Genomic DNA, 1,315 nt, shown 5'->3' on the forward strand with positions numbered 1-1,315 from the left:
TGAACTACTACCCGAATATAGGACACTGATAAAAAAGTGCCCCATATTCGGGTTTTTTCATGTCCATATAAGAAAAACCCGTTTATAATTAAACCATTAATTTGAACGGAGAATAGATTATGAGTAAAAAGAGTTATACCGACTTTCAAATAAAAGAATTAGAAGCTAACCCCCACACCTGCCGAGTTTCTGAGCGCTCTATCTCTTACTCCCCTGCTTTTAAAATAAAAGCAGTAAGTGAATATAAACAAGGTAAAGGCCCCTCTCAAATCTTTATTGAACACGGGTTTAATTTAGAAATGATAGGAAAAGATCAACCTAAAAGGTGTTTAAAACGTTGGAGAGAAATCGATTTGAAATTTGGTGTGACAGGCTTTGAATCGGAAAGAAGAGGAAAAGCGAGCACTGGTCGTCCATCTTCTAAATCTCTAACCGTAGATGAAAAACTTAAAAAGGCAGAAGCCCGGATTAAGTATTTAGAAGCAGAGAATGAATTCTTAAAAAAGCTAGAAGAACTCGAGAGGCAGGCGCTGAAAGAAAAACGTTGAAAGCATCGGAGAAGTATCAGCTCATAGAAAAAACAGTGAGAGCTCATCAATTAAAAGGGCAAATAGGACATTTATGTACAGTGGGAAAAGTGAGTAAAAGTGGTTATTATGCTTGGTTACGATCTGAAAGTGCACGTCAAATTAGAGAAGAATCAGACGAACAAGAAGTCCAACTCATTAAAGAGATCTTTCGCCTCAAAAAGGAAAAAGCAGGCATTCTTTCGATTAAGATGATCCTTGAAAATGAGTACGGAGTCGTGATGAACCATAAAAAAATTAGTCGGTTGATGCGTAAGTACAGTTTGGAAACCAAAATTAGAAGAGCTAATCCATACCGAAAAATGTTGAAAGCAACACAAGAACACCGAACATGTCCTAACCTATTAAAACGAGAATTTAACCAAGAGGAGCCCGGGAAAGTCTTATTAACAGATATCACTTACCTTTACTTTGGGAAAGGGCAAAAAGCCTATCTATCTTGTGTGAAGGATGGAGCGACGAAAGAAATCTTAGCCTATTACTTGTCCTGTTCATTAGAAATGGATATTGTGTATCAAACGCTTTTCCAACTTGAGAAGTCACAAGGTTTATTTCACCCAGAAGCCATTCTTCATTCTGACCAAGGTTTTCATTACACACACCCGGAGTTTCAAGAGAGAGTCAAATCACTAAAAATCAGCCAATCAATGTCTAGAAGAGGAAACTGTTGGGACAATGCCCCTATGGAGTCATTCTTTGGTCATTTTAAAGACCATGTTAATCACAAA

Annotated in this window: 2 protein-coding genes; both read left to right on the top strand. The window is 37.4% G+C overall.

Annotation, left to right across the window (positions count from 1 at the left end; genetic code table 11):
• Positions 1–119 precede the first annotated feature (119 nt).
• Complete coding sequence (locus NQ095_RS22455; protein WP_258265549.1) at positions 120–548, top strand: HTH domain-containing protein; 429 nt, start codon at positions 120–122, stop codon at positions 546–548.
• On the top strand, positions 545–1,315 hold a 771-nt coding region (locus tag NQ095_RS22460), incomplete at its 3' end, for an IS3 family transposase (protein ID WP_258265550.1). The genes NQ095_RS22455 and NQ095_RS22460, both read left to right, overlap by 4 nt.

The organism is Rossellomorea sp. SC111 (assembly GCF_024733565.1).
In the GTDB taxonomy this organism is placed as follows: domain Bacteria; phylum Bacillota; class Bacilli; order Bacillales; family Bacillaceae_B; genus Rossellomorea.